This is a genomic window from Oerskovia sp. NPDC057915 (assembly GCF_042887685.1).
GTDB lineage: Bacteria > Actinomycetota > Actinomycetes > Actinomycetales > Cellulomonadaceae > Oerskovia.
Genome location: NZ_JBHVOS010000023.1, coordinates 63,372 through 77,676 on the forward strand (window position 1 = coordinate 63,372; position 14,305 = coordinate 77,676).

10 protein-coding genes and 1 pseudogene are annotated in these 14,305 nt (G+C 72.9%); 9 read left to right on the forward strand and 2 right to left on the reverse strand.

Annotated features, from left to right (window positions below):
• From ACFVQ3_RS15315 to ACFVQ3_RS15325, 3 genes are read left to right on the forward strand one after another with little or no spacing between them, the layout of a single operon-like run.
• Positions 1 to 990 (forward strand): DUF3027 domain-containing protein, encoded by a 990-nt coding sequence (locus ACFVQ3_RS15315; protein WP_387640704.1) that lies wholly within the window; start codon positions 1 to 3, stop codon positions 988 to 990.
• Positions 987 to 4,340, forward strand: coding sequence for a sacsin N-terminal ATP-binding-like domain-containing protein (locus ACFVQ3_RS15320; protein ID WP_387640706.1), 3,354 nt, complete (start codon positions 987 to 989; stop codon positions 4,338 to 4,340). The genes ACFVQ3_RS15315 and ACFVQ3_RS15320 overlap by 4 nt, the downstream gene beginning before the upstream one ends.
• Complete coding sequence (locus ACFVQ3_RS15325) at positions 4,337 to 5,584, forward strand: MFS transporter (protein WP_387640709.1); 1,248 nt, start codon at positions 4,337 to 4,339, stop codon at positions 5,582 to 5,584. The genes ACFVQ3_RS15320 and ACFVQ3_RS15325 overlap by 4 nt, the downstream gene beginning before the upstream one ends.
• 29 nt (positions 5,585 to 5,613) lie before the next feature.
• Here ACFVQ3_RS15325 and ACFVQ3_RS15330 read toward each other — a convergent pair whose 3' ends face one another.
• Complete coding sequence (locus tag ACFVQ3_RS15330) at positions 5,614 to 5,862, reverse strand: DUF2530 domain-containing protein (RefSeq protein WP_387640728.1); 249 nt, start codon at positions 5,860 to 5,862, stop codon at positions 5,614 to 5,616.
• Positions 5,863 to 6,581: 719 nt separating this feature from the next.
• On the opposite strand from ACFVQ3_RS15330, the gene ACFVQ3_RS15335 reads away from it, so the two are divergent.
• From ACFVQ3_RS15335 to ACFVQ3_RS15355, 5 genes are all read left to right on the forward strand, one after another.
• Positions 6,582 to 8,018: a sugar transferase gene (locus ACFVQ3_RS15335; RefSeq protein WP_387640712.1), complete on the forward strand. Its 1,437-nt coding sequence runs from the start codon at positions 6,582 to 6,584 to the stop codon at positions 8,016 to 8,018.
• 112 nt (positions 8,019 to 8,130) lie between these two features.
• The gene (locus tag ACFVQ3_RS15340; RefSeq protein ID WP_387640715.1) at positions 8,131 to 9,603 is read left to right on the forward strand and encodes an NCS2 family permease; all 1,473 of its coding nucleotides are present in this window, start codon (positions 8,131 to 8,133) and stop codon (positions 9,601 to 9,603) included.
• Between the two features lie 16 nt (positions 9,604 to 9,619).
• Positions 9,620 to 10,897 (forward strand): mannose-6-phosphate isomerase, class I, encoded by a 1,278-nt coding sequence (manA, locus tag ACFVQ3_RS15345; protein WP_387640717.1) that lies wholly within the window; start codon positions 9,620 to 9,622, stop codon positions 10,895 to 10,897.
• A gap of 129 nt (positions 10,898 to 11,026) precedes the next feature.
• Positions 11,027 to 11,494 (forward strand): MarR family winged helix-turn-helix transcriptional regulator, encoded by a 468-nt coding sequence (locus ACFVQ3_RS15350; protein ID WP_387640720.1) that lies wholly within the window; start codon positions 11,027 to 11,029, stop codon positions 11,492 to 11,494.
• Positions 11,491 to 12,837, forward strand: coding sequence for an MFS transporter (locus ACFVQ3_RS15355; RefSeq protein ID WP_387640723.1), 1,347 nt, complete (start codon positions 11,491 to 11,493; stop codon positions 12,835 to 12,837). Before ACFVQ3_RS15350 ends, ACFVQ3_RS15355 begins: the two co-directional genes overlap by 4 nt.
• 116 nt (positions 12,838 to 12,953) lie before the next feature.
• On the opposite strand, the gene serC is transcribed toward ACFVQ3_RS15355, so the two are convergent.
• Positions 12,954 to 14,087: a phosphoserine transaminase gene (gene serC, locus ACFVQ3_RS15360; RefSeq protein WP_387640726.1), complete on the reverse strand. Its 1,134-nt coding sequence runs from the start codon at positions 14,085 to 14,087 to the stop codon at positions 12,954 to 12,956.
• A 133-nt stretch (positions 14,088 to 14,220) separates the two neighbouring features.
• On the opposite strand from serC, the pseudogene ACFVQ3_RS15365 reads away from it, so the two are divergent.
• A pseudogene (locus ACFVQ3_RS15365) lies at positions 14,221 to 14,305 on the forward strand (dihydrofolate reductase); the annotation flags it as partial.

A 14,305-nucleotide genomic window follows, 5' to 3' on the forward strand; every position in this document is an offset into this window, starting at 1 on the left:
ATGGCTGCCGTAGCCGCCGCTGAAGGTTCGACCCGTCGTGTGAGCGCGCGCGCCGCCAAGGACGCCGTGCTCATGGGCGCGGTGGATCTCGCGCGTGCTGCGGCGGAGCAGGTCGCCGAGCACGTCGGGGACGTGGGCGAGCACGTGGGGACGGTCGTCGAGGAGGACCGGCTCATCTCGCACCAGTTCGCGTGCACCATGCTCGGGTACCGGGGGTGGCGTTGGACCGTGACGCTGGCCCGGGTCCCGCGCGGCCGTACTGCGACGGTGTGCGAGGTCGAGCTCCTGCCGGGTGACGGGTCCATCCTGGCGCCCGAGTGGTTGCCGTGGTCGGAGCGTCTGCGGCCGGGGGACATCGGTGTCGGCGACGTGCTGCCGTTCCAGGCGGACGACCCGCGTCTCGAGCCCGGCTACGTGCCGACGGGGGACGAGGAGCAGGACGAGGTCGCGATCGAGGAGCTCGCGCTCGCCCGCGCTCGTGTCCTGTCCCCGCAGGGCCGGGACGAGGCGGCCGAGCGGTGGTACCGCGGCACGCGTGGTCCCACGGCGCCGGGCGCGGTCGCGTCGAGCGCGGAGTGCGGCTCGTGCGGCTTCCTGGTCCCGCTCCAGGGGGCGCTCGGGCAGCTCTTCGCGGTCTGCGCCAACCCGTGGTCGCCCGACGACGGCAAGGTCGTGAGCCTCGACCACGGATGCGGTGCGCACTCGGAGACGGACGTCGAGCCCCACCCGACGGACTGGCCGGCAGCCGACCCGCTGATCGACGAGATGGACGTCGAGATCGTCCAGCTCCTCGATGCGGCCCGCGACACGCCGAGCGGTGCGGCGGGGCCGGGTACGACGCCCACGAGCCCGACGGCCGAGCGGTCCGCGGAGGACACGGCGAGCATCGAGCTCGCGCTGTCGCGGATCACGCTTCCCGAGCCGGGGTCGTCGTCGGGGTCGGTGAGCGCACCGGAGGGCACGCCGGAGCCGGACGAGCCGGCCCGGTGACGACGGACGCCTTCGGGACGTCGGCTCTCCGCCGAGCCGTCACGGAGGCGTGGCTCGCGTCGCCGACGCGCTTCCGGGAGGACGCGAACACCGAGGAGGACCACGCCCGCGGGTACTACCGCGACCGGGTGGTGGTCGAGCTCGCGCAGAACGCGGCCGACGCCGCGGCGCACGCGGGCTCCGCGGGTCGTCTCGCGCTGCGTCTGGCACGGGACGCGGGCGGTGCGTGGTGGTTGACGGCCGAGAACTCGGGCGCACCGCTGGACGCGGACGGCGTCGCGTCGTTGTCGTCGATGCGCGCGTCGGCCAAGGTGACGCGCCCGTCCGGCCCGACGGCGGAGGGGCACTCCGCGGACGACGCACCCGGGCGGGTGGGCCGGTTCGGGGTGGGCTTCGCGGCCGTGCGCTCGGTCGCGGACGAGGTCTCGGTCCGCTCGACGCTCGGGGGAGTGGCCTTCTCCCTGGAGCGGACGCGTGCGGCGCTGTCCGAGGCGGTCGCGGGTGCGCGGGAGGGAGCGGGCGCCGGAGCGGCGACCGCCGACCGGCTCGAGGCCGCGGTCCGTGAGCGTGGTGACGCCCTGCCCGTGCTGCGGCTCCCGTTCGCGGCGGACGCCCTCCCTGGCGTCCCGGGCGGCTCCGACGGAGCGTCCGAGCCCGCGGTGCCGGACACGGTCGTCGCCCTCCGTCTGCGGGACCGGGTCGCGCTCGACGCGGTCCGTGCCCAGCTCGACGAGGTCGACGACGCGCTGCTCCTGGCGCTTCCCGCCCTGGGCGAGGTCCTCGTCGAGGTCGAGGACGACGACAGGCTCACCCGGTCGCGCCGCCTGCACGACGTGGCCGACCGGTGGACGGTCGTGCGCGACCGGGGGGCGTTCGACGCGGAACTCCTGGATTCGCTCCCGGTCGAGCAGCGGCACGAGGGCTGGAGCCTGCTGTGGGCGCTGCCACGATCGACGTCCGTCCCGGGCGGGACGGTCGCGGGAGTGCTGCACGCCCCCACGCCGACCGACGAGCCGCTGACCTTCGCGGCGCTGCTCGTCGCGTCGTTCCCCCTGGACCCGAGCCGCCGTCACGTCCTGCCCGGCCCGGTCACCTCCGCGCTCGCCGAGACCGCCGGCCGTGGGTACGCGCGCCTGCTCGGGCTCGTCGCCGCCGAACGGGGCGCTGCTGTCCTGGGCCTCGTGCCCACGGGGCTGCCTGCGGGGGCCCTCGACGCCGAGGTCCGGGACGCGGCGCTCGACGCGCTGCGCGGCACGCCGCTGCTGTCGCCGTCGCTCCCGGGGGTCGGCATCGACGTCGGTCCTGCGACGCACGGCACCGACGCGCTGGACGGCTCCGGCGAGCGGACGAGGCTCCGCCTGGTCGACGGTCCCGTCCTCGACGGGCAGCCCGTCGTGCGCTCCGGCGGCCGGCACCTGGTCGCGCCGCGTGACGCCCAGGTCCTCGCGGGCGAGGTCGGGCGCGACGCGGCCGTGGTGGCGGTGCTCGGTCGGGCGGTGCCGGACCTGGTCGACGTGCCGTCGTCGCTGCACGCGGTCGCGCGGTCGCTCGGTGTGCGCTCGCGCGAGCTGGCGGACCTGCTCGACGAGCTGCCCGCGGGCATGGGGCCGACCGCGTGGCGCGAGGTCTACGCGGCCCTCGCCCCGCACGTGGGTCAGCCGGGGGTGCTCGACGCGCTCGGCGCGGTGACGGTCCCGCTCGCCGACGGCCGGACCGCGCGGGGAGCCCGTGGGGTCCTGCTCCTCGAGCCAGTCGCCCCGGGCGAGGGCGACGCGGCCGGGCCCGGCGTCCCCGACCTCACCCGCTCGCTCGGTCTGCGCCTCGTCCATCCGGAGGCTGCTCACCCGCTCCTCGAGCGGCTCGGGGCGACGCCGTCGTCGGCTCGTGGGCTGCTGACCGAGCCCGCGGTCCGGGACCGGGTGCTGCACCTCGCGGACCAGGTCGCGGACGGCGACCTGCTCGACGACCTCGACGCGGGGGGCGAGGTCGAGGACCCGGTGCCCGCCGCCGTCGGGCAGGTGCTGGCACTCGTGCGTGCCGCGCTCGCCGAGGGGGCGCTGCCCGGCGACGTGCCCTTCTGGTGGGGCGAGCTCCCGCTGCCGACGGCCGACGGCGAGCTGTCCGCGGCGCGTGAGTGCGTCGTGCCCGGGTCGTGGGCCGCCGATCACCTGGACGGCCTCGTGCCGCTCGCGGCCGGTGTCGCCGAGCGCTGGGGCGCGGACGTCCTGCGCGCGGTCGGGGTCCCGGCGGACGTGACCGTCCACCGGGTGCGCGACGTCCTGACGCCGTGGGACGCCGACCCGGACCTGCCCGACGACCCCGACGACCCGCAGTCGTGGCTCGACGGCTGGGCCGACTACCTCGCCTTCCTCGGCGGGCTCGTCGGGGGAGGGGCGTACGTGGGGGACCTCGATGCCGTCGCGGACCTGGACGCCGTCGCCGACGACGCGTGGCCCGCGTTCCTCGCCCGCCTCGCCCGCGAGCCCGAGGCCCGCGCCGCCCTTCTCGCTCCCGCTCGGGCGCAGGGCGGCGCGCGGGTCGGGGACGCGCCGTCGTACACCGCGTGGTGGTTGCGCCGGCACCTGGGCGCGCCCTTCGCGGCGGGTCGGGGCGGGGCCCCCTTCCTGCCCGACCCGCCCGCCGAGACCCGCGGCCTGGACGCCGAGGTCGTGCGTGCTCTGGGCGGGGTCGCGGACCTGGGAGATCTCGCACCGGCGGACTGGCCGGGCTACCTGGCCGCGCTCCCCGACGTCGGCGCGCACCTCGACCTGCCCGCCGCGCTCGCGGTGTGGCGAGGACTGGGAGCGCTCGCCCGCTCGGCGCACGGCCGGGAGCTCGACGAGCTGCCCGACCGCCTGCCCGGCCTGCGCGGGTCGGTCGCGACGTGCGTCCCGGCCGAGGACCTGGCCGTGGCGACCAGCGCGATGTGGGCGCAGGTGCGGACCGTGCTGCCGGTCGTCCCGACCGCGGGGGCCCCGGAGGACGGAGCCGTCCTGGCGGACCTCCTGGACCTGCCGCTGCTCCCGGCACCGGGCACGCCGGACGTCCCCCTGCCCGACGGCGCCGGCTCACCGCAGGCGCTCGACCCCCGGGTGGCGGCGCTCGTCCCGGGACTGCCCGGCGCGTGGTTCGAGCACGACGCCCTGTCGGTGGGCGGCGTGGAGGTCGACTGGTGGGTGTGCGCGGGCAGTACGGGACCCGAGGTCCACGCCTCGACGACCGCCGGCCTGGCGCGCGGCCTGGCCGCGGCAGCCGGGCGGCCCGGAGCGCGGTACCTGCTCGAGTCCGCGCTGCTCGACCCCGCCGCGGCCGAGGACCTGCGGGCCGAGACCGCGTGGGACGGGGAGTGAGCGGCCCGACGACGGGAACCGCTCCCGGACCGTCCGGCATCTTCGACCGCCGCCTCGTGGGCGGCGTGTACGTCCCGACCTTCGTGTTCGAGGCGGGGGTGAGCGCGATCGTCCCCGTCGTGGCGCTGAGTGCCGTCTCGATGGGGGCGGGCATCGCGCTGGCGGGGTTCGTCGTCGCGCTGCTGGGGCTCGGGCAGATCGCCGGGGACGTCCCGGCCGGTGCGTTCGCGGCCCGGTTCGGCGACCGGCGGGCCATGATGACGGCCGCGGCCGCCTCGATCGTCGGGCTCGTGGCGTGCGCGCTCGCGCCCAACCTGTGGGTCCTGGGGGCGGGGGTCTTCTGCATCGGCATGACCAACGCGGTCTTCATGCTCGCCCGGCAGGCCTACCTGACCGAGGTCACGCCCGTGCTCAAGCGGGCCAGGGCGCTGTCGACGCTCGCGGGCACGCACCGGATCGGCGCGTTCGTGGGGCCGTTCGCTGCGGCCGCGGTGCTGTGGGTGTGGGACCTGCCCGCGGTGTACTGGCTTGCGGTCGGCACGAGCGTCGTCGCCGGGCTGGTGACGGCGCTCGTGCCCGACGTCGCGGCGGGCTCGACGGCCCACCGGCGGTCCGTGGCGCCCGTCAGCTTCCGCACGGTGCTGGCCGCGAACTGGCGGGTGTTCGCGACGCTCGGGATCGCGGTCGTCATGGTCGGGGCCACGCGGGCTGCCCGGCAGGTGGTGCTGCCCCTGTGGTCCGAGCACCTGGGCTTCAGCCCCGCCACGACGAGCGTGATCTTCGGGCTCTCGGGCGCCGTGGACATGCTGCTGTTCTACCCCGCGGGGAAGGTCATGGACCGGCGCGGGAGGCTGTGGGTGGCGATCCCGTGCATGGTCGTCCTCGGCGGGGCGATCGTCGTGCTGCCGCTCACGAGCACGGTCGCCGGGGTGGCGGTCGTCGCGATGGTCATGGGCTTCGGCAACGGGATCGGCTCGGGCATCCTCATGACGCTCGGTGCCGACGTCGCGCCACCGGACGTACGGGCGCAGTTCCTCGGGATCTGGCGGCTCTTCCAGGACTCCGGGTCCGCGCTCGGTCCGCTCGTGGTGTCGGCCGGAGCCGCGCTGGGGAGCCTCGCGGGCGGGATCGTCGCCGCGGGGACGGTCGGCCTGCTCGGTGCGGTCGCGCTCGCGCGGTGGGTCCCGCGGTGGTCGGTGCACGCGAACCGGACCACGCGCCGTCGGGCGGGGATCGAGAGCTAGGGCGCGTCCCGTGGTGCGAGGGCGGACCCCTAGTCCTGCGAGCGGTACTCGTTCCGGTTGCGGCGCTCCCAACCGAGCCCGACCATGCCGAGGACGATCCCGGCCGCGCAGGTCGCGGGGAGCTCGAACGTCGCCCTGTCGAGGACGAGCAGGACGACCGAGACCACGAGCGCGGCGGCCCACAGGCTCATCCCCACCAGGATCACGGGCTTCAGATCGACGCGCAGCGCCGGCGGGCTGGGGCGGCGCCGCTCCGGGTGGACCAGCAGGGAGATCATCGAGGGCACGCCCGCAGTCTACGGCTCGTGAACGTCGCGTCGGGTGAAAAAGGAAGGTCGGGCGCGTCCGGCGCGTCGGCATCGGCGTCCAGGGAACGAGCGTGCTAAAAGCGCCCGCCGGTCCTGAGCGTGCCGGCACGAACCGGGCAAACCAGGGTGAACGAGGCGTCGTCGCCTCGGATGCCCCCGCTGACGAGCACGACGCGCAAGGAAAGCGTGCGGCTTTTCACCCGTGTCTGCCGTCACAGGGCGGCCGAGGAGCTGTCTCTCCCGGGTGAGGTGGAACGCGGACGGGGTTCCAGGGCCCTATCGCCAGCCGCTACGATCCGAACTTCGCCCGCCCCGCTTCGTTGGACACCTGTGCAAGAAATTGGGACGACGATCGTTCGCTGCTCCGAGGAATGCTGTGCGTTTCTCGAACTGGACATGTGTCCATCTGTATTCTCCGACCTGCCCAGTCTCCCGGACCGGGCCCAGGATCCGCAGGATCCTCGGCTCCGACCCGCCGAGACCGACCGCCTTCTCACCCGGGTGAAAAGGACGGCGGGTCGTTCAATTCTTTGTGTGCCGACTCTTACGATGAGGCGTTCCGGCGGTCCAGAAGCGGCTGACGGATTGATCGAGAGGTAGCCGGGCCCATGGCCGGAAGCGTTATTCATGACTCGCGTCGTGGACTCCGCCACATCCTGACGACAGCGCAACCCGGTCCGCTCCGGGCGGTGCGCGCGGCGTTCGAGTCGGTCACGTGGGAGCGGTCGTACCGGATCCGCCTCGTCGTCACGGACTTCCTCGCGATCACGATCGGGGTCACCGCGGCGTACTTCCTGCGGTGGGACCAGTTCATCAGCCAGCCCGTCCGGGAGAACCTGTTCCTGCCCTACCTCGTGCTGAGCGTCCTGATCGGCGTCGCCTGGGCCGGCTCGCTCGCGTTCGCCAAGACGCGCGACGTGCGGGTCGTCGGCAGCGGGCCCACCGAGTACCAGCGAGTGTTCGACGCGTCCTGGCGCCTCTTCGGCGTCCTCGCGATCCTCGCCTTCCTCCTGCGCTTCCAGGAGGCCCGTGGCTACCTGATCTTCGCGTTCCCCCTCGGCCTCGCCGGGCTGCTCCTGGGGCGCTACCTCTGGCGACAGTGGCTGCACCGCAAGCGTGCCGTGGGATCTCACCGGACCGCGGTCCTCGCGATCGGGCACCGCGACCAGGCCGAGCGCCTGATCCGCGACCTGAACGAGCGGGACAGCTCCGGGTACCGGGTCGTCGCCGTGTGCACGCCCAGCGGTCGTGCCGGCGAGGGCGACGCCATCCTGGGCGTGCCCGTCCTCGGCGACCTCCGCGCAGCCGGTGAGATCGCCGCCCGGGTCGGCGCAGGGTGCGTCGCGGTGAGCGGTTCCGACGCCGTGACCGCGGACGTCGTGCGCCACCTCAGCTGGGAGCTCGAGCCCTTCGGTGTCGACCTCATGCTGACGACGGAGCTGGTCGACGTCGCCGGGCCGCGCATCACCATCACACCGGCCGAGTCCGTGTCGCTCCTGCACGTCGACGCGCCCCGGTTCAGCGGCCCCAAGTTCGTCGTGAAGTCGATCTCGGACTGGTTCGGTGCGGCGATCCTGACGTTCCTCCTGCTGCCCGTCCTGATCGCGGTCGGGCTCGCCGTACGGCTCACGAGCCGTGGACCCGTCTTCTACTCGCAGCAGCGGGTGGGTCGCAACGGCGAGACGTTCTCGATGCTCAAGTTCCGGTCCATGCGCGTCGGGTCGGACCTCGACCTGCACGCGCTCGCCGCGACCAACGAGGGGTCGGGGCCGCTCTTCAAGATCCGCAACGACCCGCGCGTCACGACCGTGGGCCGCTTCATCCGTCGCTACTCGCTCGACGAGCTGCCGCAGATCTTCAACGTCCTGCGGGGTGACATGAGCCTCGTGGGCCCTCGACCGCCGCTGCCCCGCGAGGTCAGCACGTACGAGAAGAAGGTGCGCAGGCGCCTGCTCGTCAAGCCGGGCCTGACGGGCCTGTGGCAGGTCGGCGGGCGCTCGGACCTCTCCTGGGAGGAGAGCGTGCGGCTCGACGTCTACTACGTCGAGAACTGGACGCTGTTCGGCGACATCCTCATCCTGGCGCGCACGGCGAGAGCCGTCGTCTCCGGGCACGGGGCGTACTGAGCGCACCTCGGGGGACGCTGCGGTGCGGTGGGACGTGACGGGGGCCACGTCCCACTAGCACGTCACGTGGACGATTCGAAAGCGCAACACGGGATCTGGCACCATTCTCCCCATGACCACCACGACTGACGAGCGCGAAGCCCCCCCGCGCTCCAGCGGCATCGACCGCTTCTTCAAGATCACCGAGCGCGGCTCGACCATCGGCGCCGAGATCCGTGGCGGTCTCGTCACGTTCTTCGCGATGTCCTACATCATCATCCTCAACCCGATCATCCTCGGCACCGCCCCCGACGGCACGGGCCAGTTCCTGGGTGGTGGCACGGACGGCGCGAACTTCCCGATGATCGCCGCGACCACGGCGCTCGTCGCGGGCATCATGACGATCGCGATGGGCGTCTTCGCGAACTACCCCATGGCGCTGGCGGCCGGCCTCGGCCTCAACGCGGTCGTGGCGTTCACGATCGCCTCGATCCCCGAGGTCACCTGGGCCGACGCGATGGGGATCGTCGTCATCGAGGGCCTCATCATCCTGGTGCTCGTCCTCACGGGCTTCCGTGAGGCCGTCTTCCGTGCCGTCCCCGTCGAGCTGAAGACGGCGATCAGCGTCGGGATCGGCCTGTTCATCGCGCTCGTCGGCCTGGTCAACGCCGGGTTCGTCGCCTCGGGCGGCGGCACGCCGCTCCAGCTCGGTGCGACCGGGTCGCTCGCGGGCTGGCCCATCCTCGTCTTCGTCGTCGGCCTGGTCCTCATGATCGTCCTGTGGGTCCGCAAGGTCCGGGGCGCGATCCTCATCTCGATCCTCGCCGCGACGGTCCTCGCGGTGGTCATCCAGGCTGTTGCCGGGGTCGGCACCAAGGGCGGCGGCGCGGCCAACGGCTGGAGCCTGAACGCTCCCGAGCTCGACGGCAGCCCGGTCGCGGTGCCGGACTTCGGCCTGCTCGGCCAGTTCTCGCTCCTCGGGTCGATCGAGAAGGTCGGCATCGTCACGGTCGTCCTGCTGGTCTTCTCGCTGCTGCTCGCCGACTTCTTCGACACCATGGGCACCATGGTCGCGGTCGGCGCCGAGGGCAAGCTGCTCGACGAGACGGGCAACCCGCCGAAGTCGCGTGCGATCCTCATCGTCGACTCGGTCGCCGCTGCGGCCGGTGGCGCCGCGAGCGTCTCGTCCAACACGAGCTACGTCGAGTCCACGACCGGTGTGGGCGAGGGAGCGCGCACGGGCCTCGCGGCCGTCGTGACGGGTATCGCCTTCCTGCTGGCGACGTTCCTGTCGCCCCTCGTCGCCCTGGTCCCGAGCGAGGCCGCCGCGCCCGCCCTGGTCCTGGTCGGCTTCCTGATGATGACGCAGATCACGGGCATCAAGTGGACGAACGTCGAGGTCGCGATCCCCGCGTTCCTCACGATCGCCCTCATGCCGTTCACCTACTCGATCACCGCGGGCATCGGCGCGGGATTCCTGGCCTTCGTGGTCATCAAGCTGGCGCTGGGCAAGGTCAAGGCGATCCACCCGCTGATGTGGGTCTCGGCCGTCGCGTTCATCATCTACTTCACCCTCGACCCGATCAGCGACGCCCTGGGCGTCTGACGTACGCTCTCAGGCGATGAGCACCTCGATCCTGCGCCTGACGCCCACCCTCCAGTCGTACGACTGGGGTTCGAGGAGCGTGCTGCACACGCTCCTGGGGTTGGAGCAGGACGGGGAGCCACTCGCCGAGCTGTGGATGGGGGCGCATCCGAAGGGCCCGTCGTCGGCTTCGGCCGACGGCGGGCCTTCGGCGTCCCTCGCGGACCTGATCCACGACGACCCGCTCGCGATGCTGGGTCAGCGCGTCCTCGACGACTACGGCGCACGGCTGCCGTACCTGTTGAAGGTGCTGGCTGCGGACCGTGCGCTGTCCCTGCAGGTGCACCCGCAGCCGCACCGTGCCCGCGCGGGGTTCAACCGGGAGAACCGTGAGGGTGTCCCTCGCGACTCGCCGGAGCGCAGCTTCCACGACGACCAGCACAAGCCGGAGATGGTCGTGGCGGTCTCCCGGTTCGAGGGACTCTCGGGTTTCCGTCGACCGGTGCGGATCCTGGAGCTGCTGGAAGGGCTGCGCGGCGAGCTGGTGGCCGGGATGAGGGCTGCGCTCGAGGAGCAGCCTTCGGCAGCGGGCCTGCGGGAGGCCTTCACGCTCGCGCTGCACGCGAGGACGGCGCCCGACGTCGCAGCCGACCTGGCGTCGACCGTCGCCGACGTCCGGGCCCGCCTGGCAGCAGGCACGACGTCGCCGCGCGCCGACGCGACCGTGGTCGCCCTCGCGGAGCAGCACCCGGGAGACCCCGGCGCAGTGGTGTCGATGATGCTGAACCGGGTCACGCTCGAGCCGGGGGAGTCGATGTTCGTCCCCGCCGGGCACGTGCACGCCTACCTGTCGGGGTGTGCGGTCGAGATCATGTCGAGCTCGGACAACGTGCTGCGCGCGGGCCTGACCAGCAAGCGTGTCGACGTCGAGTCGCTGCTGGCCTGCGTGACGTACGCCCCCGGGCCCGCGGCGCGGCCCCGGATCCGGCGGCTGGACGCGGTTCCCGTGCCGGGGCGACGAGGCGTGCCCGAGGCCGATGCGGGGCTGCGGGAGTACCGGGCGTCGATCGCGGAGTTCGCCCTGGTCATGGGCGAGGTGGGCGCCGAGGCGGCACCTCTGCCCGCCGAGGGGCCGCGGATCGTCCTCGCCCTGCGCGGGCACGTCGAGCTGGGGTGGACGGCAGGCGCGGGCTCGTCGCCGGAGCCGTCCGGACGGGTGACTCTGAGGCCTGGGGAGTCGGTGTTCGTCCCGCACGGAGCCGGGGCGCTGGACGTGCGAGGCGTGGGCGACGTGGTGGTGGCCTACGTCCCGTGAGCCCGAGCACGTGGAGCGTCTCCGCGTGGGTCGCTCCTGGCGCGGTGCGCACTCCAATGCGGGCGTTCGGGGGCGTTCTCACCCCTCCAGACCCTTTCCTTACCTAAGGTAATGAGTTAAGGTAACGATGTGCCTCCCGCGGAACAGACCACGCCCTCGTCCCCGACGAAGGCGCAGTGTCGGCCCGCGACCCTCGGTGGCGACCTGCGCATCGCGCTCACGCGCGTCTCGCGCGCCCTGCGCTCGCAGCGCGGCGGTGCCGACCTGCCCGAGGGCCAGTTCGGCGTCCTGACCGCGCTCCACAAGCACGGCGAGATGACCCCCGGCGCGCTCGCGACCCACGAGCGCATCCGGCCGCCGTCCATGACCCGCACCGTGAACGCGCTCGTCGAGCTCGGGCTGGTCCACAAGCTCGAGCACCCGACGGACAGGCGCCAGGTCGTCGTCGCCCTCACCGAGGCCGGCGTCCTCGAGGTCAAGGAGACCCGTCGACGCCGCGACGCGTGGCTCACCCAGCAGCTGATCAGCCTGACCCCCGACGAAAGAGAGACCTTGGCCCGCGCCAGTGACCTGTTGACCCGGATCGCCGCCCGATGAGCGCGACGTTCTCCTCCCTCAAGTACTTCAACTACCGCCTCTGGTTCGGGTCCGCGCTCGTCGCGAACATCGGGACCTGGATGCAGCGCATCGCGCAGGACTGGCTCGTCCTGACCGTCCTGACGGCGAACTCCGGCGTCGCCGTCGGTGTCATCACGGCCCTGCAGTTCGCGCCGGTCCTCGCGCTGTCCGCCTGGGCGGGGGTCCTTGCGGACCGGCTGCCGCGCCGCAAGATGCTCATGGCCACGCAGGGCGCCTCGGGCGTGCTCGCGCTCGGGCTCGGTGCCCTCGTCCTGTCGGGTCACGTCGAGCTGTGGCACGTCTACGGCTTCGCGCTCGCGCTCGGGTGCGTGTCCGCGCTCGACGGACCGGTGCGCCAGACGTTCGTCGCGGAGATGGTGCCCAGCGACAAGCTGTCCAACGCGGTGGGCCTCAACAGCGCCTCGTTCAACGCCGCCCGCCTCATCGGCCCGGGCGTCGCAGGCCTCCTGATCGCCGCGGTCGGCACCGGCTGGGTCTTCATCATCAACGGCATCAGCTTCGGCGCGACCATCCTCGCGCTCTCGCGCATGCGGACCCGGGAGATGCACAAGCTGCCGAGCGCCTCGCGCGAGAAGGGGCAGATCCGCGAGGGCATCCGGTACGTGCGCGGCCGTTCGGACATCATCGTGATCATGGTCGTGCTGAGCGTCGTCTCGACGTTCGGCCTCAACTTCCAGCTCACGTCGGCGATGATGGCGCGCGTCGAGTTCGGGATGGGTGCCGGGGAGTACGGCATGCTCGGGTCGATCCTCGCGATCGGGTCGCTCACCGGCGCGCTCATGGCGGCCCGGCGGGAGCGGCCGCGCGTGCGGCTCGTGATCGGGTCGGCCTTCGGTTTCGCGATCGCGACCGGGGTCATGGCGCTCATGCCGAGCTACACGACGTTCGCGATCGCCTGCATCCCCGTCGGGTTCATGTCGCTGACCATGATGACCGCAGCCAACACGACCATCCAGATGACGACCGACCCCGTCATGCGCGGGCGCGTCATGTCCCTGTACATGATCGTGTTCCTGGGGGCGACGCCCGTCGGCGCTCCGATCGTCGGCTGGATCGCGGAGGCCTACGGGCCCCGCTGGGCGATCGGGATCGGTTCCATCACGGCGCTCCTGGTCTCCGTGGGGGCCGCGATCTGGGCCATGCGGAGCTGGAAGTTCACGGTCAGCTACCGCGTGACCCGGCGTCCGCACCTCGTGGTCACCTACCCCGAGGGCGGGACCCCCAAGGAGCGCAACGCGCGCAGCGAGACGCGTCGTCGGCTCGGTGTGGACGACGCCGAGGACGCCGCGTCCGCAGCCTGAGCTGCGGGTCGCCCGGGGTGCCCGGGTCGTCCTGGCGTGCGCCGACTTCCACCGGCCCGGCGTGAAGATGCCCGCCCCGCCTCACGAGACGGGGCGGGCATCGTCACGTCACGGGGTCAGGCCAGGGCGTCGACCACGAAGTCGATGCTGTGCGTGAGCAGCTCGACGTCCGTGGGCTCGATCGCGGGGAACATCCCGATGCGGAGCTGGTTGCGCCCGAGCTTGCGGTAGGGGAAGACGTCGAGGATCCCGTTGGTGCGCAGTGTCGTGATGACCTGCGTCGCGTCGATCGACTCGTCGAGGTCGATCGTCCCGACGACGGTGGAGCGGTCCTCGGGGCGCGTGACGAAGGGGGTGGCCCAGTCGCGTGACTCGGCCCACGAGTACAGGGTCCGGGCCGAGGACGCGGAGCGGGCGCTCGCCCACGCGAGGCCGCCCTGCTCGTTGAGCCAGTCCACCTGCTCGGCGAACGTCACGAGCGTGGCGACCGCCGGGGTGTTGAGGGTCTGGTCCTGGCGGGAGTTCGTGATCGCCGCGCCGAGAGAGAGGAACTCGGGGACCCAGCGGTCGCCGGACTCGATGTCCTGGGCGCGCGCGACGGCGTCGGGCGACATGATCGCGACCCACAGCCCGCCGTCGGACCCGAAGACCTTCTGCGGTGCGAAGTAGTAGACGTCCGTCTCCGCGAGGTCGACCGGCAGCGCACCCGCGCCCGACGTCGCGTCGACCAGGGTGAGTGCACCCTGCTCGCGCGCACCGGGCACGCGGCGCACGGGGGCCATGGCCCCCGTCGACGTCTCGTTGTGGGGCCAGGCGTAGACGTCGATCCCGTCCGCGGCCTCGGGGACCGCGACCGACCCCGGGGGGGCGGTGATCACCTGAGAAGGCGCAAGGAACGGCGCACGCGTGGTCGCGGTCGCGAACTTGGCGCCGAACTCGCCGAACGCCGCGTGCTGGGCACGCTCGCGGACCAGGCACAGCGTCGCGACGTCCCAGAACGCCGACGACCCGCCGTTGCCCAGGACGACCTCGTAGCCCTCCGGGGCGTCGAAGAGCTCGGCGAGGCCGGACCGGATCCGACCGACCAGGGACTTGACCGGTGCCTGGCGGTGAGAGGTCCCCAGCAGGGAAGAGCCCGCCTCCGTGAGCGCGCGGACCTGCGCGTCACGGACCTTGGAGGGGCCGCAGCCGAAGCGGCCGTCGCTGGGCAGCAGGTGCGGGGGGACGGTGATCTGGGTGGGCTCAGGCACAGGGCAACGATAGTCCGGCCTGGCGCGAACACCGCTCGGCGTCCACAATGTCGGTGGCTCGGACCTAAACTAGTGGTCAGCGGCCCGCCGGTGCGGCAGGTGCCCCCAAGCCCCCGAGCGACAGGAGCGCGACGTGACCGACCTGATCGATACCACCGAGATGTATCTGAAGACGATCTATGAGCTGGACGAGGAGGGGATCGTTCCTCTGCGTGCGC